Annotated in this window: 21 protein-coding genes; all 21 read left to right on the top strand. The window is 45.2% G+C overall.

Features of this window, described 5'->3' with window-relative positions; translation table 11 throughout:
* Nucleotides 1-4: 4 nt before the first annotated feature.
* The 21 genes from LIX84_RS20645 (at nucleotide 5) to rng (ending at nucleotide 22,038) form a co-directional block, all read left to right on the top strand.
* Complete coding sequence (locus tag LIX84_RS20645; protein WP_226422095.1) at nucleotides 5-1,450, top strand: MSHA biogenesis protein MshI; 1,446 nt, start codon at nucleotides 5-7, stop codon at nucleotides 1,448-1,450.
* Nucleotides 1,447-2,097 (top strand): type II secretion system protein GspM, encoded by a 651-nt coding sequence (gspM, locus tag LIX84_RS20650; RefSeq protein WP_104974757.1) that lies wholly within the window; start codon nucleotides 1,447-1,449, stop codon nucleotides 2,095-2,097. Before LIX84_RS20645 ends, gspM begins: the two co-directional genes overlap by 4 nt.
* A complete protein-coding gene (locus LIX84_RS20655; RefSeq protein WP_226422096.1) occupies nucleotides 2,090-2,422 on the top strand; it encodes an MSHA biogenesis protein MshK in 333 nt (110 codons plus the stop codon). The genes gspM and LIX84_RS20655 overlap by 8 nt, the downstream gene beginning before the upstream one ends.
* 20 nt (nucleotides 2,423-2,442) lie before the next feature.
* Nucleotides 2,443-4,086 carry a pilus (MSHA type) biogenesis protein MshL gene (mshL, locus tag LIX84_RS20660; RefSeq protein WP_226422097.1) on the top strand — a complete coding sequence of 548 codons (1,644 nt, stop codon included), beginning with the start codon at nucleotides 2,443-2,445 and terminating at the stop codon, nucleotides 4,084-4,086.
* 44 nt (nucleotides 4,087-4,130) lie between these two features.
* Nucleotides 4,131-4,976 (top strand): ExeA family protein, encoded by an 846-nt coding sequence (locus LIX84_RS20665; RefSeq protein ID WP_046873590.1) that lies wholly within the window; start codon nucleotides 4,131-4,133, stop codon nucleotides 4,974-4,976.
* Nucleotides 4,973-6,067: a tetratricopeptide repeat protein gene (locus LIX84_RS20670; protein ID WP_012841371.1), complete on the top strand. Its 1,095-nt coding sequence runs from the start codon at nucleotides 4,973-4,975 to the stop codon at nucleotides 6,065-6,067. The genes LIX84_RS20665 and LIX84_RS20670 overlap by 4 nt, the downstream gene beginning before the upstream one ends.
* Nucleotides 6,064-7,788, top strand: coding sequence for a GspE/PulE family protein (locus tag LIX84_RS20675; protein ID WP_226422098.1), 1,725 nt, complete (start codon nucleotides 6,064-6,066; stop codon nucleotides 7,786-7,788). Before LIX84_RS20670 ends, LIX84_RS20675 begins: the two co-directional genes overlap by 4 nt.
* 8 nt (nucleotides 7,789-7,796) lie before the next feature.
* Nucleotides 7,797-9,020 (top strand): type II secretion system F family protein, encoded by a 1,224-nt coding sequence (locus LIX84_RS20680; RefSeq protein WP_048626840.1) that lies wholly within the window; start codon nucleotides 7,797-7,799, stop codon nucleotides 9,018-9,020.
* Nucleotides 9,021-9,023: 3 nt separating this feature from the next.
* On the top strand, nucleotides 9,024-9,485 hold the full coding sequence (locus LIX84_RS20685) for an MSHA biogenesis protein MshF (protein WP_226422099.1): 462 nt from the start codon (nucleotides 9,024-9,026) through the stop codon (nucleotides 9,483-9,485).
* A 291-nt stretch (nucleotides 9,486-9,776) separates the two neighbouring features.
* Nucleotides 9,777-10,283, top strand: a complete 507-nt coding sequence (locus LIX84_RS20690; RefSeq protein ID WP_226422100.1) for a prepilin-type N-terminal cleavage/methylation domain-containing protein — start codon at nucleotides 9,777-9,779, stop codon at nucleotides 10,281-10,283.
* 67 nt (nucleotides 10,284-10,350) lie between these two features.
* Nucleotides 10,351-10,581 carry a type II secretion system protein gene (locus LIX84_RS20695; protein ID WP_005432800.1) on the top strand — a complete coding sequence of 77 codons (231 nt, stop codon included), beginning with the start codon at nucleotides 10,351-10,353 and terminating at the stop codon, nucleotides 10,579-10,581.
* Between the two features lie 118 nt (nucleotides 10,582-10,699).
* Nucleotides 10,700-11,185: a type II secretion system protein gene (locus LIX84_RS20700; protein WP_226422101.1), complete on the top strand. Its 486-nt coding sequence runs from the start codon at nucleotides 10,700-10,702 to the stop codon at nucleotides 11,183-11,185.
* The gene (locus LIX84_RS20705) at nucleotides 11,182-11,748 is read left to right on the top strand and encodes a type II secretion system protein (protein WP_226422102.1); all 567 of its coding nucleotides are present in this window, start codon (nucleotides 11,182-11,184) and stop codon (nucleotides 11,746-11,748) included. Before LIX84_RS20700 ends, LIX84_RS20705 begins: the two co-directional genes overlap by 4 nt.
* The gene (locus LIX84_RS20710) at nucleotides 11,748-12,497 is read left to right on the top strand and encodes a PilW family protein (RefSeq protein WP_226422103.1); all 750 of its coding nucleotides are present in this window, start codon (nucleotides 11,748-11,750) and stop codon (nucleotides 12,495-12,497) included. The genes LIX84_RS20705 and LIX84_RS20710 overlap by 1 nt, the downstream gene beginning before the upstream one ends.
* Entirely contained in the window at nucleotides 12,487-12,921 is a 435-nt protein-coding gene (locus tag LIX84_RS20715) for a hypothetical protein (protein ID WP_031776236.1), read from the top strand. The genes LIX84_RS20710 and LIX84_RS20715 overlap by 11 nt, the downstream gene beginning before the upstream one ends.
* A 6-nt stretch (nucleotides 12,922-12,927) precedes the next feature.
* Entirely contained in the window at nucleotides 12,928-17,253 is a 4,326-nt protein-coding gene (locus tag LIX84_RS20720; protein WP_226422104.1) for a DUF6701 domain-containing protein, read from the top strand.
* Between the two features lie 151 nt (nucleotides 17,254-17,404).
* Entirely contained in the window at nucleotides 17,405-18,448 is a 1,044-nt protein-coding gene (locus LIX84_RS20725; RefSeq protein ID WP_005381144.1) for a rod shape-determining protein, read from the top strand.
* A 150-nt stretch (nucleotides 18,449-18,598) separates the two neighbouring features.
* Nucleotides 18,599-19,498 carry a rod shape-determining protein MreC gene (mreC, locus tag LIX84_RS20730; protein WP_152815022.1) on the top strand — a complete coding sequence of 300 codons (900 nt, stop codon included), beginning with the start codon at nucleotides 18,599-18,601 and terminating at the stop codon, nucleotides 19,496-19,498.
* A complete protein-coding gene (mreD, locus tag LIX84_RS20735) occupies nucleotides 19,488-19,976 on the top strand; it encodes a rod shape-determining protein MreD (protein ID WP_012841380.1) in 489 nt (162 codons plus the stop codon). The genes mreC and mreD overlap by 11 nt, the downstream gene beginning before the upstream one ends.
* A 4-nt stretch (nucleotides 19,977-19,980) precedes the next feature.
* On the top strand, nucleotides 19,981-20,550 hold the full coding sequence (locus LIX84_RS20740; protein ID WP_226422105.1) for a Maf family protein: 570 nt from the start codon (nucleotides 19,981-19,983) through the stop codon (nucleotides 20,548-20,550).
* 18 nt (nucleotides 20,551-20,568) lie between these two features.
* The gene (gene rng, locus LIX84_RS20745) at nucleotides 20,569-22,038 is read left to right on the top strand and encodes a ribonuclease G (protein WP_005381138.1); all 1,470 of its coding nucleotides are present in this window, start codon (nucleotides 20,569-20,571) and stop codon (nucleotides 22,036-22,038) included.
* Nucleotides 22,039-22,044: the final 6 nt, after the last annotated feature.

Consider the following 22,044-nt stretch of genomic DNA (forward strand, 5'->3'; position numbering starts at 1 on the left):
AATCATGGATTTCAAAGCACTACTCGACAAGCTCAAACGATCATCTGGTGGTGGTCGTTCCTGCTTTTTGGTTATTCAGCCAGACGGCGTTTATTTATCATCTTCAATAAAAAGTGGCCGCCCATACCAATTTGATATTTCTGAATCCAATTGGGAGAAAGCCGTAGAGCAAGCATTGAGCGTTGCTGCGAGTGCGTATGATTCTCTGACGGTTGTCCTTTCTCATAACTATTATCAGATGTATCAAATCGACAAACCTGTCATGCCGCGCCAAGAATGGCCTGCAGCATTACCGTTTTTGTTGAAAGAACTGATCTCTGAGCGTGCCGTTGACATTATTGCCGATGCGGTAGAGCTACCCAATTCAACCAAAGTGCAAGCTTACGTCTTATCTCGAAAAATGTTGGATAAGATCGTGTTACTGGCTAGTCGCGCCCAGTTGCCATTAGAAGCTATTCTTCCTGAAGACGACATTTGGGGAGAGACCGCAGGTGAACTAGGTAACTTCCTATTATTACAACGCAGTGTGCGTGGTCACTTCCGTATTAGCGCTTTTGTCGAAAATACTATCGCGTTTCATCGTTCGATTCGAAGTGTGACGCCACCGTTAACGGGGGTTCCGTCTAGCGAGTTACAGATGGATAGCCTCTCGTTAGAACTGCAACGTTCGATTGATTATCTTTCTTCTCAGTTGCGCCATGTGCAGCTGCATCAATTGAAAGTGTGTTGTGATGAGGAGGATGAGAGTGAGCTTGTTCAGTCTCTAAACTACCGTTTAAGCACTAAAGTTTCTCCGTTATTACCACCAGAACATGAGCTGTCAGGGCACGTTTTAGCAGATGCCGCTGCGGCTTCTAATACTCGACGCGTTAACTTATATCCTGATTACTTAAAGCCGAAAAAAGAGCTCCTGACACTAAAAAATATCGCGTTATCTTGGGGTGTCGCGGCTGCGGCCATTCTACTCTCTTACGGCTATGTGACTTGGCAGAGCAGTGGTTTAGAAGATGAAATTGCTATTGTAAAAAGCAAAGGCGATATCATGAGGTCAGAGCTTGAACGCTATCAAGTCAAGCTACGTAAGCATCAACCCGACAATAATAAGCTGGCAGCTAAAGCCCGCTTAGAGCGTGAAGTCAAGGCGAAGCGAGACTCGCTTAAAGCCGTTGGGAAATACGATGATTCGCAGCGCACGGGTTACTCTGGCGTGATGCAATCATTAGCGAAGCTAGGAAACCAAGAAATTTCTTTGTCCGAAATTCGAATCAATAACTATACCTTAGATCTGAAGGGACTGGCGAAAAAACCGAGCTCAGTACCAAGTTGGGTTAACCAATTTAAAAATGAAATTAGCTTGGTTGGCCGGACATTTGACGACGTCAAAATTGGCCGAAATGATAAGGATATTGTGACGTTTGAACTAAAAACGCGCGAGGATAAAGAGAAATGAACGAATTCTGGCTCTCATTAGAAGAGCGCTTTGGCGAAATGAGCGCGCGTGAAAAAGTGCTTATCGCGCTGTGTGGTTTAGTTGTCGTGATCATGTTGCTTTTTACGCTGGTACTGGAACCAAAGCTTAACGAGATCATCAGTAATGAGAGGCAACTAAGCAATTTAAAGCAAGCCAATCAAAAGATTGAAATCGACACGCTACGTATTCAAGCGCAGCTGAAGAAAGATCCAAACGCTGAGATTGATCGCGCGATATCTAACCTGCTAACAGAAAGTCAGCACCTTTCGATGCAGCTAGCGGAGATCATCGAACACCTTATTACACCTTCGCAAATGGCTGAGCTGCTGGAAAATGTATTAGAGCAGCAAAGTGGCATTCACCTTTTGTCTTTGCAAACTTTGCCATCTGAGCCAATTACGGAAGATAAAGAAGCATCGCAATACTCTGGTTACTACGTGCACCCTGTACGCATGGAGCTGACTGGCGACTACTTTTCTATTGCCAATTATCTAAATAAGTTGGAGAGCCTTCCTGCCAGTTATTATTGGCGCAGCTTTAGTTACAAAGTCGAAGAGTACCCGAAAGCGAAGCTTGTGTTGGAAGTCTACACACTAGGATCTCGAGAGGAGTTTATTGGTGGTTAAAAAACTCATCATCTCATTACTTGTCATGGCTGCGGCAGGAACTGCTTGGGCGAACCAAGATCCAACGGCACCACTTGGCTGGGAAAAGCCTGCGGTTGAAACGTCAGCGAAACCAAAAGCAAAACAGTACCGACTGCCTACGCTCAACAGTATTGTGTGTAAGCCAAGTACTGCTTGTGTCGCGATTATGGATAACAAGCTTGTTGAAAAAGGCGAGCTATTTAAAGGTTATCGCGTCGCGAGCATTAATAGTGAATTTGTAACTTTAAAGCGTGGTAACCGTCAGTGGAACCTAGAGCTTTTTGGTTTAAACGTAAAAAAATAATAACCAGAGCCTGATCAGATATGCGCAAATTAGTTGTAGGAATAACGATTGCTTCTTTAATGGGATGTTCAATGGGTCATCGTGACCCAGTGGAAGTCAAAGAAGCGCTCAATGAATCTATCAATCAAGCGAACAGCCGCACGTTAGAAGAAATTCCTTCTTCTGTCGAAGCGGACCTGATGCCTAACTTAGATTCGAATGTTGCTTCAGAGCAAGGTACCTCGAAGCGTTTCCGTATTCAAGCGAATGCGGTCGATGCACGAAGCTTTTTTGCCTCGCTAGTCAAAGGCACTGAGTACAGCGTGGCGATTCATCCAGCGGTACAAGGTAATATCACCGTCAACTTGTCAGATGTTACGTTGGATGAAGTCCTGAACGTTGTACAGAACATGTATGGCTATGATGTGGTGAAGTCTGGCAAAGTTATTCAAATCTACCCTGCTGGTATGCGTACGGTAACCATTCCTGTTGATTACCTCCAGTTCAAACGCTCTGGTCGATCATTGACGAGCATTGTCACGGGCTCAGTGACCTCGGCTGGTACGTCTAATTCTGGCGGTAGCTCAGACAGTTCTGACTCATCAGACTCTGACAATGGAAGTAACAGCGGCGATAGCTCGACGACTTCTACGGGCGGTACGCGCATCGAAACCATCACTGAAAGTGACTTCTGGCCGATGCTGCAGCAAGCCGTTGCGAATCTAATTGGTTCAGGCAAAGGACAAAGCGTTGTCGTAACACCTCAAGCAGGAGTGATTACGGTTCGAGCGTTTCCAGATGATATTCGAGAAGTCCGTGAGTTCTTAGGTGTATCGCAGGAGCGCATGCAGCGTCAGGTCATTCTTGAAGCTAAAATTCTAGAAGTGACGTTGAATGATGGCTACCAACAAGGCATCAACTGGTCGAACTTATCGGCGTCAATTGGTAACTCGGGTAGTGTCGTCGTGAACCGCCCTGCGTCGGCATTACCACCGTTGGATGCGATTGGCACGCTATTGGGTGGCCAAACCAACGTGACTATCTCTGATGGCAACTTCAATGCTGTGTTGAGTTTTATGTCTACGCAAGGTGACTTGAACGTTCTTTCAAGCCCTCGTATTACCGCTGCCAACAACCAAAAGTCGGTCATCAAAGTGGGTACCGATGAGTACTTTGTTACCGAGCTATCGAGCAATGCAGGCAACGGTGAAAACTCAAATGCCGTTCCAGAAGTGGAATTGACACCATTCTTCTCAGGTATCTCTCTCGATGTGACTCCGCAAATTGATAACAAAGGTAATGTGTTCCTGCATGTTCACCCTGCGGTTATTGAAGTCTCGGAAGAAGTGAAGAAATTGAACTTGGGCGGTGAGTTCCAAAACATCCAATTGCCATTGGCAAAAAGCTCTATTCGTGAATCAGACTCGGTTATTCGTGCTAAAGATGGCGATGTTGTGGTTATCGGCGGTTTGATGAAACAGCAAAATCGTGAGCTTGTTTCTAAAGTTCCATTCTTGGGCGATGTGCCCGCATTGGGGCATTTGTTCCGCAACGTAAATAACGTGACTGAGAAAACAGAATTGGTCATCTTGCTAAAACCGACCGTAGTTGGTGTGAACTCTTGGCAGAAAGAGCTAGAGCGCTCTCGTGATCTGCTGCAAGAGTGGTTCCCAGATGCGCAATAAGCGCGGGGAAAGGTTCCGTTTTTCAATGAGTTTGTGATTCGAGTATGTACTTGTCACATTTTGGATTTCGAGTTCAGCCTTTTTCGTTAACCCCAAACACAGAAATGTTCTTGGGGTTAGTCCCTCACTATGAGGCGATCCAAACCATTTTAGCCGCTGTGCAAATGGGAGAAGGGGTGATTAAGGTGACGGGAGAAGTCGGCACCGGAAAAACCATGGTGTGTCGTAAGTTAATTGAGCAGATTGAATCTGAAGTCGAGCTGATTTACTTACCTAATCCAGTTTTGAATGGAGAGCAGTTGCAGTTTGCTGTCGCCAGAGAGTTAGGCATCGAGAACGATGACCCGCTACGTATTGTTTCTCTCATTCAAGAACACCTGATTCAAGTGCATTCTGCGGGAAAGAAAACCGTCTTGATCGTCGATGAAGCGCAAGCTCTTTCTCCACAAGCTTTAGAAACATTGCGTCTGTTCGGTAACCTAGAAACGGAACAAGATAAACTCATTCAACTGGTGTTATTCGGACAACCTGAGTTGGATGAGCGGTTAGCCAGCCACGAGCTAAGGCAGTTTCGTCAACGTATTACGTTTAGTTGTCAGCTGCGTCCTCTTTCTATCGATGAAGGCGTGGCTTACATCAATAATCGTTTAGACAAGGCAGGCAATGGAGCGCACATTTTTTCTATTGAGCAGAAAAAAGCGATTTGGCGTTCATCCATGGGGATTCCACGTTTGATCAACCAAATTAGCCACAAGTCGTTGCTTGCGGCATTTAATGATCGTTGCACACTATTAAAAAATCATCACGTTTACGCAGCTATGCACGATACGTTTGATGCCCGTAAACCTAAGTTTAAAACACCCGTATTTTGGGGATGGAGTCAACCTTGAGTGCCATCAATAAAGCATTATCAGAACTCGCTGAAAAAACATCACCGTCAGAGCTTACTCGTGCGGACATTCCCAACGTTTCACGCAGTAAACCTTGGCTTTGGCTCGTTGCTGGTTTCTCGTTAAGCCTTGCGGTGGGCGGCTGGGCGGTCTCTCGCGGTCCTATCCCTTCAGGCGAGCTTTCATCTGCTCAAACAGAAACCATGCCATTGTCGTCAGTGAATGCTTCGTCAATCACATCATCAGAGCGTACTCATTCGCCAACGAGTAAAATGACGCCCGAGACAGCCCATGTGGTTTACACGAAGCCAGTGACACAACCGGCTGCGCAACAGCTTCATATGCCTGAGACTGATAGGTTCACGCCAAGAGCGGAGGTAAATGCGGTCTCTGAAGATGCAGTGCTACTCGCGCAAGTGGCAACGATGCCAAGCGATGAGCAATCTAATCACGTAACCCGCACGACAGCAGAAAACAGTTCAATGCGTATTGAGCAGGTTGAGCTGACGCACCGCCAGTTATCTCTTAAAGCGGTTAGCCGAGCGGAAAAAGCACTGGATGCTAACGATATGCAAACGGCGTTGTCGGCTTATGCTGAGGCGTTACGTTATGAGCCAATGAATGCAGACACGCGTCAAAAATTATCGGCGTTGTACTTTGGCAAAGGCGACACGCGTAAAGCGTATGAGATTATCCAAGAAGGGATCAACCTTGACACGAACAACCAAGTACTTCGTTTGGCCTTGTCTAAGTTGTTAGTGAAAGCTAATCAACCTGAAGCGGCGCTGAGTCCGCTTGTGCATTTGCCTCCAATACCAAGTCGAGATTACTTGGCGATGCGTGCGGCATTGGCACAAAAACACAAGCAGAATGATATTGCGCTTGAGAGTTATCAACTCCTTACTCAACGTGAGCCGGAAAATGCGCGCTGGTGGCTAGGTTTAGCGATTCAACAAGAGCGCGCGCTGACGTTTACCGCCGCGATCAACTCGTACAACCAAGCTCTGGGTAAAGTTGGCATTTCGAATCAATCGCAAGCGTTTATTCGTGACCGTTTGAGCATCTTGAAACAGCTGGAGAATGCACAATGAAAATTCAGTTGAGAAAACGCTTAGGCGATCTTCTGGTTGAAGAAGGCATCGTCTCTGAAGAACAAATCCAGCAAGCACTAAACGCACAACGTAGTACCGGGCAGAAGCTAGGCGATGCGTTAATTGATCTCGGCTTTATTACTGAGAAGCAAATGTTGGACTTCTTGTCCCAACAACTTGGTTTGCCATTGATCGATCTTGGTCGCGCCCCTGTGGATGCGGAAGCGGTACAGATTCTACCAGAGGTACACGCACGTCGCTTACGTGCGATGGTGGTTGCTCGAAATGGGGACACGTTGCGCGTTGCTATGAGTGACCCTGCGGACTTATTCATCCAAGAGTCACTGATGAATTTGCTAGGTGAATACAACCTTGAGTTCATCGTGGCTTCAGAGCGCCAACTCATTTCAAGCTTTGACCGTTATTATCGCCGCACCAAAGAAATCGCATCTTTCGCGGAACAGTTGCATGAAGAGCATAAAGACGAGCAAAGCTTCGATTATGGTATTGATGGAACCGACAGCGAGGAAGTTACCGTTGTAAAGCTGGTTAATTCCATGTTTGAAGATGCGGTACAAGTCGGGGCATCGGATATTCATATTGAGCCAGACGATCAGGTTTTGCGCTTACGCCAGCGTATTGATGGTGTACTTCATGAAACCATCCTGAATGAAGTGAATATCGCATCGGCTTTGGTTCTTCGATTGAAGTTGATGGCGCACCTAGACATCTCTGAGAAGCGCTTGCCACAAGATGGCCGATTCAATATCAAAGTGCGTGGTCAATCAATCGATATTCGTATGTCGACGCTACCAACGCAATACGGGGAGTCCGTGGTAATGCGTCTGCTTAACCAGTCTGCTGGTTTGCGTCCATTAGAAGAGTCAGGTTTGCCGCCAGATTTGCTTGCTCGTTTACGTCGACAGTTGGCTCGTCCGCACGGCATGATCTTGGTGACGGGGCCGACAGGTTCAGGTAAAACCACCACGCTTTACGGCGCATTAAGTGAGCTCAACGAGCCAGGGAAAAAGATCATTACAGCAGAGGATCCGGTCGAATACCGTCTGCCTCGCATCACTCAGGTACAGGTAAACAGTAAGATCGATCTGACTTTCTCGCGTGTGCTTCGAACCTTCTTGCGTCAAGACCCAGACATCATTCTTGTTGGTGAGATGCGTGACCAAGAGACGGTAGAAATTGGTCTGCGAGCTGCACTAACGGGTCACTTAGTATTGAGCACTCTTCACACCAATGATGCTGTCGACAGTGCGTTACGCATGATCGATATGGGCGCACCGGGTTACTTGGTTGCCAGTGCGGTCAGAGCCGTGGTGGCGCAGCGTCTTGTTCGCCGTGTTTGTCCAGACTGCAAAACAGAAGACCATCTAGACGAGTCACGCCAACAGTGGTTAGCTGGGCGTTTTCCAAACCAAGTAGGGACCACTTTTTATAAAGGTGTAGGCTGTCAAAACTGTAACTTGACTGGTTATCGAGGCCGAATTGGTGTGTTTGAAATGCTCGAACTTGAGCAAGAAATGATGGATAAATTGCGCGCCAATGATGCGGTTGGCTTTGCCCAAGCCGCGCGTCGCTCAGAAAACTATAAGCCACTGCTTGCTTCTGCAATGGAACTGGCGCTACAAGGTACCGTCAGTTTGGATGAAGTGATGACCCTAGGTGAAGGTGACGCTTCTGGTAAGACTGATCCCATTTTCATATAGGTAAGTGAATGCCAACTTTTCGTTATCAAGGCCGCACGCTAGACGGCTCATCCACTAACGGCAAAATCGAAGCAGTGAACTCAGAGGCTGCGGCGGAAGCATTGATGAACAAAGGGATCATCCCGCTCAATGTGCGGTTAGAGAAAGAGTCGGCAAAAAGCCAAATGAGCTTGTCTAAGCTATTTGTGCCAGCCATTCCATTGGAAGTGATCATTCTTTTCTCTCGCCAGTTGTTTAGCTTAACTAAAGCGGGCGTACCGTTGCTGCGTTCTATGCGTGGCCTGCTACAAAATTGTGAAAACAAACAGCTCAAAGAGGCACTGGAAGATGTCGTTTCTGAACTGAGTAATGGTCGAGGTTTGTCTTCTGCGATGCAGCAACACAGCAAAGTATTCAGCCCACTGTTCGTTTCTATGATCAACGTAGGTGAGAATACGGGTCGACTCGATCAAGCGCTATTGCAACTGGCAAATTACTACGAGCAGGAACTCGAGACTCGCAAACGCATCAAAGCGGCGATGCGTTATCCGACGTTTGTGATTATCTTTATTACCATCGCCATGTTTATATTGAATATCTTGGTGATCCCTGAGTTTGCATCGATGTTTACGCGCTTTGGTGTAGAGTTACCACTGCCGACGCGTATTTTGATCGCTACTTCTAATTTCTTTGTTAATTATTGGGTGTTGTTGATTGTGGCAATGATTGGCGCGTTTGCGGTTTTCAGAGCCTGGGTGGCGACGGCTGATGGTCGGGAAAAGTTCGATAAGTTTCGGCTTCGGCTTCCAATTGTGGGCGATATCGTTAATCGCGCGCAGCTTTCCCGTTTTGCCAGAACCTTCTCGTTGATGCTGAAGTCAGGCGTTCCACTTAACCAGTCTTTAGCTTTAGCCGGGGAAGCTCTGGGGAACCGCTTTTTAGAAAATCGAATTCTTGAGATGAAATCCGCGATTGAAGCGGGCAGCACCATCTCAGTAACAGCCATCAACAGTAAAATCTTTACCCCTTTGGTGATTCAGATGATTGCAGTAGGGGAAGAAACCGGTCGTATTGATGAGCTGCTGCTAGAAGTGTCGGATTTTTACGATCGAGAAGTTGATTACGATCTAAAAACACTGACCGCAAGAATAGAACCGCTACTTTTGGTGATTGTCGCAGGCATGGTCATGGTGCTAGCACTGGGTATCTTCTTGCCAATGTGGGGAATGCTAGACATCATCAAAGGCGGCTAATAGGTGGTTGAAAATCAAAGTCGAGCGACGCTAATTGTTTTTGGGGTAATTGCTACCATCATTGCTGTTGGCTTGGCGGTCAAATTACGTCCTGTTACCGAGCAGGCGCAAGTGACCGGAGCGAAGTTGGCGAGAGTTTGGATGCAAGATAGTGTTCAGCGTTATCGTCAAGCTTGGCTCGTACAAGGCGAACCAGAACATATGCTGATGGATGGTTTTAACCTTACCATGACTGAGGGCGGGCTAGTGTCCCCCTTTACTCAACAAGGTGTTTTAGATTGTGGTTATTGGTTAGCGGTGCATTACCCACAACGTAAAATAATGACCAATAAGTTAATAGATATCAGTGGAGCCATCAAAACTGATCGTTATGTCTGTCACTATACTTATGAAAATGGTCAGTCGATTATAGTTATTTCAACAGCTAATCAGCTGAAAATAGACGTCGGAATGTCGGCGGAGTGAATTTTTTGACACCTAATCACTATAATTGGTAATGAAAGTCGGTATAATGCAATCATTACCATAAGTAAGACGCTGTAATAGAGGGTAAACAATAATGTGTTTTTCTCATTGCAGCATGAACTGAATAATGGCGAATCGTCATTCTGCTCAAGCGGTAGATACAGTATCCACTTCACGGTCAGTTTTAGTGAACGTTGCTGCCCCAAACCGTTTTGACAATATCCAAAATGGTCGCGTGACCTAAACGAAACTTTGCAGTTGTACTGCATGCTTACATAGAGAGAGTAAACAATGAAAAGACAAGGTGGTTTCACCCTTATCGAATTGGTAGTGGTAATTGTAATCCTAGGTATTCTAGCGGTAACTGCAGCACCACGTTTCCTTAACCTACAAGATGATGCTCGTAACTCAGCACTGCAAGGCTTAAAAGGTGCTATGGATGGAGCTGCCGGTATTGTATTTGGTAAGTCTGCAATTAACGGTGTAGAGGCTTCAGTAGATCCAACTCAAGAAGTTGAAGGGATTACTGTTCTTCTTGGTTACCCAACGGCTGATGCTGCTGGTATCGTTGAAGCAACTCAGGGTGTTGAGAATGATTGGGATGTCAGAACTGCGACCCCTCGTGAAATTGATGAAGATGCTGGTACAGTAACAACTCCAGGAACTCTAATTATTGGTATTGAAAATTTTGATGGTAGTTGTGTTCGCTACACTGAAGCTGTTAATGCTAATACTCCTGCATTTAGTGAAGTTATCACTCCTGGAGAAAATAATGTTGCAGCGGATGCATGTAACTAATTGACTTTAAAAGGTCAGCTAGTCTGGCCTTTATTTCCTTATTTTGATTAATCTCGGAATAGTACATATGCGTAAATCATCGGGTCTAAGTGCAATCGAGTTTGTGGTTGTGCTGATTATCTTAGGTGTGATCGGTTATGTGGTATTACCAAGATTTATCAGCTTCGAGCCAGAAACTTATGAAGCGAAGTGGGAGCAAACCAAGCAAACCGCTGAGCATGTTTCTGAGACGCTAAGCAACAAAGAAACTTACGATCGAATTGAAGAAGAATTGGAGCGCTCAAAAGGAGAGAAATGACCTTTGGCGGTTATTTGTACACTTGCTCACAGTTCGAATTTAAAACTTATAAACCTATCATTATTCTCATAATTTCATCGTATACTTACTTCGCTTGTCCTAAGCCTAAGGTTGGGTTATGAAAATTCGCAGCTCTACATTAGGGTTTACATTAATGGAGCTGATCCTAGTGATCGTCCTCCTTTCCATTCTTTCTCTCTACGCTGCTAGCCGCTTTATGGGTAAAGGTAGTGTCTCCGCGTTTGCGCTTCAAGAGCAGGCTATTTCAGTGATTCGCCAAGTACAGGTGAATCGCATGCAGTCAAATACCTCAACCGCCAATGATAATTTTCAGTTACAAGTCTCTTCTAATTGTATTGGTTCAGTGGAGGCATGTTCATTAACTGGTAGTGCGAAAGAGGCTCGAAGTGATTTAGTTGAAGATGACTCTGCAACGTTCAGTTTAACTGGAGCAACAAGCCCAATTAGCTTTGATTTGTTAGGGAATCCATTGAGTGTTGCTTCTGGTGGCGTGTCTATTCTTATCCGTGATGTAAACGGTCAAAGCCAATGTCGAGTGCTGATTAACTCTCAAGGTTATGTCTCTGAGGGTTCATGCTCATGAGAAAGCAACTCGGTATGACCTTAGCTGAAATGATCATCGCTATTGTCCTAATGGGCATTGCGATGGTTGCGTTTACCTCTTTTCTTGTTCCTCAAATTCGCGACTCTGCAATGCCACATTACCAAACCCGAGCAACCGCGCTTGGGCAAAGTTTTATGTCGCAAATTTTGGCGCGTGGTTTTGATGAGAACAGCGACTTTGATGGTGGCCTATTACGTTGTGGGGAGAACTCGACTTCCTGCACCCTACCGGCCAATCTTGGTCCTGACTCTGGTGAGTCTATTCCCGAAAACTTTGACGATGTTGATGATTACATCGGTTGTTGGAGTACACCAACGACGGCGAGTCAATGCCAAGGGGCAAACCGTGGCAATATTTCAGATATCTTGGGCGCAAGTAGCGAAGATAAATACCGTAACTTCCGAGTTGAAGTTAGCGTTGCGTATGATGATCTGACTTCTACTCCATCGACAGGAGTCACTAACTACAAAAAAGTCACGATTACGATTTTTGCTAGTAATACTCAACCTCTGACACTAACAGCAATAAGAGGTAATTACTGATGAAAATTCGTGGTTTCACCTTAATGGAAATGATCGTCACCATCGTAATTGGTAGCTTCATCATGCTTGGTATTGCTGGTTATGTGCAGTTAGGTATGAAGGGATACGCAGACACGATTGATCGCCAACGAATGCAAACGCAAGCGCAGTTTGTGCTAGAGAAAATGTCGCGAGAAATTCGTCATGCCGTGCCAAATAGCTTTTATGAACCCTCAAGTAATTGTTTAGCGTTTGTGCCTATCGAGTTTTCTGGTTTTTACAATTTAAGTGATGGAAATTTAGAGTTTCTTCTTGGTAATGATATATCTTCAAATACATTCCCAAATGGAAATTGGATGGTCATCAACCCGAGTCGTTATTATGACCTCTTTCCGGATGGCTCCGATAGTTCTGCTATATCGCAGCGCATAAAGCTTACTGGTATAAAAAGAGAGGCTCCCGGAGAACCGTTTGTTGTTGAGGACGCAGCCGATGATATTGATGCGAATTCAATATCTAGCCGTCATTATATCTATAAAGATAACTCTCAGATTACGTATTGCTTTGATAATGGTCAGGTGACTCGTCAAGATGCGACAGCAAATAGTCCTGCTACTGTCGCTGAAAGTGTCGATGCCGCTAAAAGCAATATGCATTACCTCGAGCCAACACTTCAACGTGGCGGTATCGTGCATATCAATTTAGAGTTCACTCAAAACGGGGAGCGTAGTGTTTACCAACAAGACGTACAGGTGCTCAATGTCCCATAAAAAAGCTCAGCAAGGTAATGTCCTGATCGTCGTACTGTTCGTCATTATTGTGATGGGCTATCTAGCCGCATCTTTAATGAAGGTGAGTTGGTCAAACCAAAGTACGTTAACCAGAGAATTCTTAGGAACTAAAGCTTGGTTTATTGCACAATCTGCCAATGAGTGGGCACTAACCCAGCTCTATCCTTTAAACGACACTACTCCAGATGTGGCCGATTTTTGTGCCAATACGGTAAGTGGTGCTACACCAAATGTTACACAAGGCACTAGTTGTCAATTACGTGCTATGACATGTTCAAACATTGGTACCTTTAACGCGGGTACCTCTGAAGCTGAATCTCTATTTAGAGTGCAAGCCACAGCAATTTGTGGTTCCGGGGTTGCACAAGTACAGCGACAACAAGAGATTTGGGTTAGGGAGTAAATAATAATGAAAAAACTGTTTAATTTGGTAGTGGCTACCATTGCTTGCTTACTTGTATTTCCTGCTTTCGCTGGGACGTGTGAGTTTTGGGGGAATAAAAACTTTGAAGTTACTTTTGATGTCGTAGGTCCTGCGCATAATAGTTATGTGCTTCTTGAACACAATGGTAATCACCCTGATGAAGTTCTTTGGTACACAACGGACCGTCTTTCCAATTCAAATCATTACTTTTATGAACCAAACTTGTTAGAAGGTCAGCGTTATAATATTCGTATTGACTACTCTGTATCATCTGCGACCCTGAAGTATTACCGCAAGTTTGCTAGTGAGAGTCACTGGCTACTTATTGAAACCCAATCTGGCGTTGATTTGAAAAATGGTAAACTTTCCCTTGTTCATTCTGGCAGCCCAAGCAACGTAGATTGTGGTGGTGGTGACGAACCTAACCCTGTTGAGCCTGAAATACCTGATAATGTCTGTCAGTATTTCCCAGAACCTATTCAAGGCATGAAAGGCGTTACAAGTAACACCCTTGTTGTGCCAAACAAATCTGCGCGTGCGTTAGGTTGGTCAGAAGACTACAAGACTTACTATACCGTTACAGATAAACAAGATTTATTTCGCTACTCAAGCTCAATGCCTACTCCGAGACAATCAAAATTTATTCTGGCGGGCTTTGACACGGTGAGTCAATTGGATGCTCAAGATCGCTTATATATGGAGCCAATGTGTGACTCAGATGCTGGCTGTGATGTGGGTAATAAAGATGGCTACCTAGAAAGCCGCAAAGCGAATGAACCACTGGGCGTTGCTACCAACTTTGGCGATGGTTCATTACGTATTACTGCTGAAAATATAGGACAGATTTGCTCTAACAATAGTCTTTGCCGGGCTAATACGTATTCAGTTGATGGAAAAACAGGGATCGAAATTCAAGTCACATCGAATTTAGATACGCTAGATGTAAATCAATACAACTCACCTTATGATCAAGTGAAAGTCATTCTTCCAAATCAAACTAATATCAAGAAATTAGTTATGGAGGTCGGGACAAATGATGATGTGCGCCTAGTGATTCCCGAAGATGCAGAGGTAACTCTCGGGCAATGGAGTCATACTGGGCATGGTAAGTACACTTTTTTCAACCAGTCGAAAATCAATGTCAGTGGGGATTCTGTAATCTTCAATAACCCTATTGCGATAACTACTCATTACTATGTAACGATTTATGCTCCTGATGCGAACATAATTTTCAAAACTCGTAACCCTGATTTTTATGGCTTTGTATTAGCAAATCGCATTAGTTTTGAGAACCCAATAACTGTTCATGGCTCTGTGACGTCTCGACATCTAACCATGAAAAACGGTGTAGTTATTAAGAAGCCAGATTACTCTTGTCCAGTTCAGCCTCCAGTCCAACAGTGTAATCTATTACCGATGGAAACGTTTAGCTCGTCTAATGTAGATAACTGGTCTGTTATTGGTTACGGCAGCAGTGTTAAGCCACAAGTAATTAATGGGCGCTTCAGGTTAAATGATAATCGTGCTCGTCAAGCTACGGCTTCGGCATACAATTACTTGTTCCCATCCAAAGAGAATTATCTAGAAATAGAGTTTGATCACTATGCGTATGGTAGCTCTCGTAATGGTGCCGACGGTGTAGCTCTCGTGATTTCTGATGCTAATGTTCCTCCCCAAACAGGAGCGTTTGGTGGTCCACTAGGCTACGGTATGAAATTGAGAAAAAACCACTCACACGAAGTCTCACAAGATGTTGAGGGCTTTGCTGGTGGTTGGTTGGGTATTGGTATCGATGAGTACGGTAACTTTTATCGAGAAGGTGGAGAAAATCTAGCTCGCAATGGTATTCCTAACAATGTTGGTATTCGGGGCGCTGGTTTAAAAGATAGTGATGGGAAATGGTTACGCGGATATAAATACATTAAAGGTCAGCAATTTAATGGTGATTTAGATAATCGTAAAAATAAGCGCCATCGCTATAAAGTTATTTTAAATTCACGAAAATCTGGCGTTATTACACTTTCTGTTCAACGAAAAATCAAGAATGGGCAGTGGAGTATGGTTATTCGCGACTTTGATGTCTTAACTGAGGGAGGTTTTAATTATACTCCGGAAAATTTCCGTATCTCGGTTACAGCCTCTACTGGTGATTATACTAATACTCACGACATGGATAACTTCCAAGTTTGTGCTGATAAATACCAAAAAATTACGGACGGTATTCATCACTTTGAGTTTGATTACGCAGGGACCGGAAGTATTTGTCAGGCATCTGAAGTTACGCTTCGTGCCTGCATGGATGAATCTTGTTCAAAAACTTATCCTTCTTCAATATTGAATGCGAATCCAGGAGCTGTTGTTGACCCAGTGACGGTCTCCTTATTACCTCAATCTGATTCTCTTGTAGCATGGGAAGGTGGCGATCATGTTACGTTCTCTGACTCAGTGTCATTGAAGTTACAAGCATTCCAATCAGGCTCCGCAAAACTTGGGATTGCAAGTAGCTCGGTTCCGCAGTTTGGTTTTGACGGTGCGAAGTGTCGTATCGCTGGTGGTCCGCTATCTGAACAAAACTGTAATATCTTGTTTAACTCTGCTGCATTAGGGGTCACTGTGCCGGATAAAGTCGCAGGTAAGCCATTCTTTAACACTGACGGAGATGCATTATATAGCAACCAAAGCTCACCATATTTAGAGTTTTGTAGCTTGCCAAGTCAGCAAGGTGGTAACGGCGAAAATCGATATGTTCAGCTGTCTATCGAAAGAATAGAGCCGACAAGTAACGCAGTATCAGTACCAGCTTACGTTTCTTTCAAAAAACGAGATGGTAAGTTCAGTGGTGAAGTTAGTGTTGGAACAACTGATGTTGATATCGCAGATGTTTATTTTAATAACCAAGGTAAAGCATACTTTAACCTGAGATACCCTGAAGCTGGCAAGGTTGCGCTGAAGGCAAGAATTAAAGATGAAAGTGACTCCTTGGGCCAGAATAGCTTTGTTAGTTTCCCTGCATATCTGACGCTGTCAACCGATGGGGGACAATGTAGCTCAGGTTCTTGTTCTCAAGGTTTTGTTGCTGCTGGTGAACCTTTCAATATGTTCGTAACAGCTCATCAATTTGGCGGAGCATTGGCGAAAAACTATCAGCAAGAAGGGCTATCTGTCGCTCATAAAGTGACTTATCCAACGGCTGGCGCTTTGTCAACCGGGGTTTTAGGTAAGGATGTGTATAATCATGACACGCCAACAAATGCAAAAGATTCAATTGAGCAAAGTGTCTCCGAGGTTGGGGCGTTTGAGTTTACAGTAACGCCACCAGAAGCCTACTTGGGTAGTAAAGCATTTGTGATTGAGCCCGCGAAAGGCGTCATTGGTCGATTCTACCCTAAATACTTTAAAGTTTACCCAGATGAAAGTGTGGACTGGGATTATCCCAACGCGCAGAGCTTTGCTTATATGAATCAGCCGTTTGGAGTGAGTAAGTTTTATGTTGAGGCTCTAAATGCGGGTAAAGGTGCTTTAACTAACTACACATATTTTGATGATTCTTTGTTGGCTAAGTTCAACCTATATGAGAATGGGGCATACACGTCTCGTTTCTCTTCTGTGAAAACGTACAGCGGAACATGGAAGGAAAGCTCTGGTAAGTCGCTCGCGGATTCTAGAAGTGTAGGTATTTATACGGGCTCAAGTAGTGATGGTTTGTTTGTAGCGAAGGGAAATGGAGCCCATTACCCTGATGGGCCTTTTAACTTGTTTGAGCAAGGTAAGGACACATTAATTTCAATCACAGGCTCAAGTGCTAGTAAGGATCCTGTGACGGTAATCGAGAGTGATTCAGTTTTGGCTCCGCAACCCGACATCCGTTTTGGTCGTGTTGACCTAGATGATGTAGGTGGTAACCAAGGCACGACATTACATGTGCCACTTCGAGTTGAATACTGGAATGGTAGCCGCTTTATCGCCAACCCTGATGACAATCAAACCGATGTGAAAGGTGTCACTGCCGCTGAAACGCATATCTGGCCAACAGGTACTGATGCTGATCCTAAAGCGGTTACACTAGGAGCTGGTGGTGAAGTGTCTTCTGGCTCTTCTCGTTCTGTAACTGCAACTCAAGCTGAGCCATACCGTCAGCAAACGCGCGTTTGGTTAGATCTTGATGACTCTGAAAATGGTTTACCATGGCTCAAATATGATTGGGACAATGATGGCTCCGAAGAAAACCCATCCTCCGTCGTCACCTTCGGTATTCATCGTGGTAACGATCGCGTGATTTACCGTGGTGAGCCAGGGTTAACCGGACAGTAACAACTTAGGTTTTTGCCCTTAAGTTAGGAAACTGCAATAAATTGAGGCTTTCTGCTCATGTTTGTGTACCAATACCTTGCTGTGACAGCGAGGCATTGGTACATTTAGAGCAATTTTTGTCTTCTATATTTTTGCAGGATGAGCGAAGAGTATGTTTAAGAAACTTCGTGGCATGTTTTCTAACGATCTATCTATCGATTTAGGTACAGCCAACACTCTAATTTACGTAAAAGGGCAAGGTATTGTCCTTGATGAACCTTCTGTAGTTGCTATTCGTCAAGATCGTGTAGGTTCTGCAAAAAGCGTTGCTGCAGTCGGTCACGCAGCAAAACAGATGCTTGGTCGTACACCTGGCAACATTTCCGCTATCCGCCCAATGAAAGACGGCGTAATCGCTGATTTCTACGTAACCGAAAAAATGCTTCAGCACTTTATCAAACAAGTGCATGACAACAGCATCCTAAAGCCAAGCCCACGTGTTCTTGTTTGTGTTCCTTGCGGTTCTACCCAAGTTGAGCGCCGCGCAATTCGTGAATCAGCACTCGGTGCTGGTGCGCGTGAAGTTTACCTAATCGACGAGCCAATGGCGGCGGCAATTGGTGCTGGTCTGCGCGTATCTGAGCCGACAGGTTCAATGGTGGTCGATATCGGTGGTGGTACAACTGAAGTTGCGGTTATCTCTCTAAACGGTGTGGTTTACTCATCGTCTGTACGTATCGGTGGTGACCGCTTTGATGAAGCGGTAATTAACTACGTACGTCGTAACTACGGCAGCTTGATTGGTGAAGCCACGGCTGAAAAGATCAAACATGAAATCGGTTCTGCTTACCCTGGCGATGAAGTTCAAGAGATTGAAGTTCGCGGTCGTAATCTTGCAGAGGGTGTGCCACGCAGCTTTAGCTTGAACTCAAACGAGATCCTAGAAGCGCTTCAAGAGCCGCTATCTGGCATCGTCTCAGCAGTCATGGTTGCACTAGAACAGTGTCCACCAGAGCTTGCTTCAGACATTTCTGAAAACGGCATGGTTCTGACTGGTGGTGGCGCGCTACTGAAAGATCTCGATCGTCTATTAATGGAAGAAACCGGTATCCCTGTGGTTATCGCGGAAGATCCACTAACGTGTGTTGCGCGTGGTGGCGGTAAAGCACTAGAAATGATCGACATGCACGGTGGCGATCTGTTCTCTGAAGAATAAAGGTTTAGGTGAAGCTCATGTCGGGCTTCACCTTCATTTCTGCTCTCTCTGTAATTCAAACATGCTCCATACCTAAAAGTATTTATTTAAGTATTTTTAGGTTGCCAAGTAAGGCTCAATAATCATGGAAGCAATCAGGTCAAAAACAAGATGAAACCGATTTTTGGCAGAGGTCCGTCTCTGCAATTACGTCTGTTTTTTGCTGTCATCGTGTCGGCGAGCTTAATGCTGGCTGATAGTCGTCTAGATACGTTTTCCAACGTCCGATACTTATTGAACAGTATGGTTGCGCCCATTCAATACGCAGCCAATTTGCCTCGCAGCATGTTCGATGGCGTATTTGAACGTTTTAATACTCGTCAGGCATTAGTTGAAGGCAATCGCAACTTAAAGCGAGAAGTGCTACGCCTGAAAAGCGAGCTGATCTTGCTCGATCAATATAAAGAAGAAAACCAACGTCTACGCAAATTGTTAGGCTCTTCATTTGTCCGGGACGAAAAGAAAGTCGTAACAGAAGTGATGGCGGTTGATACCTCACCTTATCGTCATCAAGTGGTGATTGATAAAGGACAAATAGACGGTGTGTACGTCGGACAGCCAGTGATCAACGAAAAAGGCATTGTTGGTCAGGTTACGTTTGTCGCAGCGCACAACGCACGTGTTCTGTTGCTAACGGATGCGAAAAATGCGATTCCTGTCCAGGTGATCCGTAACGATATTCGAGTGATCGCGTCGGGCAATGGTGAAATGGATGAAATCCAACTGGAGCACATTCCAACCAGTACTGATATTCAGGTTGGCGATCTATTGGTGACATCCGGCCTAGGTGGGATTTACCCAGAGGGGTACCCAGTCGCGACGGTTACCAATGTGGATCACGATACGCGCCAAGAGTTTGCGTCAATCAAGGCTGAGCCAGTTGTAGAGTTTGATCGCTTACGTTATCTACTGCTGATTTGGCCGAATGAAGATCGTCAACACAAAGTGCTGCGATCCAATGTGGATGAAGGATTAGAGCAAAAAGAACAAGAGGTAACTGATGGCCAATAATGTAGTGAGCAGCCGAATGGTGATTGGTGTCAGTTTCTTCGTTGCGCTGGTATTGCAAACCATTCCGTGGCCAGGTGTGTTAGATGTTTTACGTCCATCATGGTTGTTCCTTGTCACGTGTTATTGGGTGTTGGCACTGCCGCACCGAGTGAACGTTGGAACCGCGCTAGTGCTGGGCTTATTATGGGATATCTTGATCGGCTCAACGCTTGGAATTCGCGGCATGATGATGTCGATTGTCATCTATCTGGTGGCGTTGAATTTCCTATTGATTCGTAACATGGCATTGTGGCAACAGTCGATTTTAATTGCCTTTTTTACTGCGTTATTGGAAGTTTTGATATTCTGTGGGGAATATTTGAACCAGGACGTAGTATTTAATCCATTATCTCTGTGGACGGCGGCAATAAACTGTATACTTTGGCCATGGATGTTTTTATTAATGCGACGAGTTCGTCGTGCATGGCACGTAAGGTAAAGCGGTGAAGAAAAGCTTATCTCTCGTTCTCGCTTCGGGTTCTCCGAGAAGAAAAGAGCTGCTTGCTCAACTAGGTTATGACTTTGAGATCGTATTGCCTGATATTGAGGAAGCCAAAGAGGCTAATGAGCAGGCACGAGAGTATGTGCTGCGTCTTTCTTTGGAAAAAGCTCAGGCAGGCTTAGCATTAGCTAAGCCTGATTCCGTTGTATTGGGCTCTGACACGGTCGTAGTATGCGATGACCGTGTGCTAGAAAAACCAAAAAGTTTTGAAGATTCAAAGCGTATGCTTACTGACTTATCCGGTCGTCGTCATCAAGTGATGACTGCGGTGAGCGTCGTATCATCGGAACAACAACATTCAGTGGTCGTCACCACTGACGTGTGGTTCAAGCAACTGACTCACGAAGAAATCGAACAATATTGGCAGTCAGGAGAGCCATGCGATAAAGCTGGAAGTTATGGTATTCAGGGACTCGGAGGGCGATTTGTCACCCGAATCGAAGGCAGTTATCACGCTGTAGTAGGCTTACCTTTGTTCGAAACCGATCAGCTAATTCAAGAATTTTTATAATTGTTTTGAGGTGTGCACATGAGTGCAGAATTGCTGCTTAACGTGACCCCGAGTGAAACTCGTGTGGCCATGATTGAAGGTGGAGTACTACAAGAAATACATATCGAGCGCGAATCGCGTCGCGGCATTGTGGGCAATATATACAAAGGCAAAGTAAGCCGAGTACTGCCAGGTATGCAAGCGGCTTTCGTCGATATCGGTTTAGATAAAGCGGCATTTTTACATGCGTCAGATATTGTCCCGCATACCGAATGTGTGGCAGAGAACGAAAAACAGCAGTTTCAAGTCCGTGATATCTCTGAGCTGGTACGTCAGGGGCAAGACATTGTTGTACAAGTGGTCAAAGATCCGCTCGGCACGAAAGGCGCGCGTTTAACGACGGATATCACCTTACCTTCACGTTATCTTGTCTTTATGCCGGGTGCCAGCCATGTTGGTGTCTCGCAGCGTATTGAGAGTGAGAAAGAGCGCGAGCGTCTGAAAAAAGTGGTGAATCATTACTGTGATGAGCATGGTGGTTTTATCATTCGTACCGCCGCGGAAGGCGCAGATGAAAAAGAGCTTTCTCAAGATGCGGCATTTCTTAAGCGCTTGTGGCTAAAAGTCATGGAGCGTCGTTCAAAATACAAAACGCGTTCAACGCTTTACGGTGAGCTTGGTTTGGCCCAGCGCATTCTGCGTGATTTTGTCGGCACAGAGCTCGATAAAATCATGGTCGACTCCCGCCTCGAATATGAAAACCTGAAAGAATTCACTTCTGAGTATGTACCTGAGTTAACAGACAAGCTTGAGCTTTACGAAGGTGACAAGCCAATCTTTGATATGTACGACACCGAGAATGAAATTCAGCGTTCTTTAGAGCGCAAGGTTGAGCTAAAGTCGGGTGGCTACTTGATCATCGATCAAACTGAAGCCATGACAACTATCGACATCAACACTGGTGCATTTGTTGGTCGTCGTAATCTTGAAGAGACCATCTTTAATACCAACATTGAGGCAACGCAAGCTATTGCTCGTCAGCTGCGTTTGCGTAATCTTGGCGGCATCATCATCATCGACTTTATCGATATGGCGTCTGAAGAGCACCGTCAGCGAGTGCTTACCTCGTTGGAAACCGCACTGGCTAAAGACCGGGTAAAAACCAACATCAACGGCTTTACTCAGCTCGGCTTAGTCGAGATGACGCGTAAGCGCACACGAGAAAGTATTGAACATATCTTGTGTTCTGGCTGTCCTACTTGTGAGGGCCGTGGTAGCGTGAAAACGGTTGAAACCGTGTGCTTTGAGATATTACGCGAGATTACTCGTGTAAACCGTGCTTACGACGCCGATAATTTTGTTGTATACGCATCGCCGTTTGTTGCTGAAGCGCTGTTGGGTGATGAGTCTCATGCATTGGCTGAGCTCGAAGTATTTATTGGCAAGCAAGTGCGAGTTCAGGCTGAGCCCCTGTACATTCAGGAACAGTTTGACGTCGTAATGATGTAATTTGGA

The sequence above is a fragment of the Vibrio sp. E14 genome, from assembly GCF_020515785.1.
Classification (GTDB): Bacteria; Pseudomonadota; Gammaproteobacteria; order Enterobacterales; family Vibrionaceae; genus Vibrio; species Vibrio diabolicus.

What these genes read in the sequence shown, in the direction of transcription:
- LIX84_RS20645 (WP_226422095.1), top strand. Translation starts at nt 5, where the DNA reads ATGGATTTCAAAGCACTACTCGACAAGCTCAAACGATCATCTGGTGGT.
- gspM (WP_104974757.1), top strand. Translation starts at nt 1,447, where the DNA reads ATGAACGAATTCTGGCTCTCATTAGAAGAGCGCTTTGGCGAAATGAGC.
- mshL (WP_226422097.1), top strand. Translation starts at nt 2,443, where the DNA reads ATGCGCAAATTAGTTGTAGGAATAACGATTGCTTCTTTAATGGGATGT.
- LIX84_RS20665 (WP_046873590.1), top strand. Translation starts at nt 4,131, where the DNA reads ATGTACTTGTCACATTTTGGATTTCGAGTTCAGCCTTTTTCGTTAACC.
- LIX84_RS20675 (WP_226422098.1), top strand. Translation starts at nt 6,064, where the DNA reads ATGAAAATTCAGTTGAGAAAACGCTTAGGCGATCTTCTGGTTGAAGAA.
- LIX84_RS20680 (WP_048626840.1), top strand. Translation starts at nt 7,797, where the DNA reads ATGCCAACTTTTCGTTATCAAGGCCGCACGCTAGACGGCTCATCCACT.
- LIX84_RS20690 (WP_226422100.1), top strand. Translation starts at nt 9,777, where the DNA reads ATGAAAAGACAAGGTGGTTTCACCCTTATCGAATTGGTAGTGGTAATT.
- LIX84_RS20695 (WP_005432800.1), top strand. Translation starts at nt 10,351, where the DNA reads ATGCGTAAATCATCGGGTCTAAGTGCAATCGAGTTTGTGGTTGTGCTG.
- LIX84_RS20700 (WP_226422101.1), top strand. Translation starts at nt 10,700, where the DNA reads ATGAAAATTCGCAGCTCTACATTAGGGTTTACATTAATGGAGCTGATC.
- LIX84_RS20705 (WP_226422102.1), top strand. Translation starts at nt 11,182, where the DNA reads ATGAGAAAGCAACTCGGTATGACCTTAGCTGAAATGATCATCGCTATT.
- LIX84_RS20710 (WP_226422103.1), top strand. Translation starts at nt 11,748, where the DNA reads ATGAAAATTCGTGGTTTCACCTTAATGGAAATGATCGTCACCATCGTA.
- LIX84_RS20715 (WP_031776236.1), top strand. Translation starts at nt 12,487, where the DNA reads ATGTCCCATAAAAAAGCTCAGCAAGGTAATGTCCTGATCGTCGTACTG.
- LIX84_RS20720 (WP_226422104.1), top strand. Translation starts at nt 12,928, where the DNA reads ATGAAAAAACTGTTTAATTTGGTAGTGGCTACCATTGCTTGCTTACTT.
- LIX84_RS20725 (WP_005381144.1), top strand. Translation starts at nt 17,405, where the DNA reads ATGTTTAAGAAACTTCGTGGCATGTTTTCTAACGATCTATCTATCGAT.
- mreC (WP_152815022.1), top strand. Translation starts at nt 18,599, where the DNA reads ATGAAACCGATTTTTGGCAGAGGTCCGTCTCTGCAATTACGTCTGTTT.
- mreD (WP_012841380.1), top strand. Translation starts at nt 19,488, where the DNA reads ATGGCCAATAATGTAGTGAGCAGCCGAATGGTGATTGGTGTCAGTTTC.
- rng (WP_005381138.1), top strand. Translation starts at nt 20,569, where the DNA reads ATGAGTGCAGAATTGCTGCTTAACGTGACCCCGAGTGAAACTCGTGTG.